This is a genomic window from Thioclava arctica (assembly GCF_040892615.1).
Taxonomy (GTDB): Bacteria; Pseudomonadota; Alphaproteobacteria; order Rhodobacterales; family Rhodobacteraceae; genus Thioclava; species Thioclava arctica.
Genome location: NZ_JBFRYC010000052.1, coordinates 1 through 652 on the forward strand (window position 1 = coordinate 1; position 652 = coordinate 652).

The 652-nt window shown below is 59.2% G+C and carries 1 pseudogene; it reads left to right on the top strand.

Going from position 1 to position 652, the window contains the following annotated elements:
* Nucleotides 1–119: 119 nt before the first annotated feature.
* Nucleotides 120–652, top strand: a pseudogene (locus tag AB4874_RS19885) (transposase); the annotation flags it as partial.

Below are 652 nucleotides of genomic sequence, written 5' to 3' on the forward strand. Positions count from 1 at the left end.
TCATTATAGGCAGTCCAATTCGTTGTCTTGTAGGTCGGTGCTGTCGGTTTGCTCATGCCCATCAGCTACCACACTGGATTCACGACATGAATCCCTACCGGATTTGTGCAACAGAGCCCCGGATCATGGCCGGCCTCGCAGCGGAGCACCGCGAAGAGAAGACCGTCATGATTGACGCGACCTACCTCAAGGCCCACCGAACAGCGACCAGTATGGGCGTGAAAAAGGGGGGGCGTGGCCGTCTGATTGGCCGAACCAAGGGCGGGATGAACCACTGCCCGGCAGGGCATTGCACAGCAATGGCCCGAGAGGGACAAAACTGCATGCCATCTGCGACAGCCAGGGGGGCCCGCTCAACCTGTTCGTGACCGCAGGGCCCCCTCTCGGCGATGCTTGCATCGCCTGCCGGGCAGCGGGTCAGTGATTATATCGGAGCGCGGGCATTGCTCAGCAGCCTGCCAAACGTGGATTGGTTACTCGAAGATCGCGGCTATAACGCCGATTGGTTCAAAGAAGCGTTGGAAGACAAAGGGATACGCGCCTGTATCCCTGGCCGAAAGCAACGCAATACGCCCGTGAAATACGACAAGCGCCGCTACAAACGACGCAACCGCATCGAGATCATGTTCGGTCGGCTCAAGGACTGGCGGCG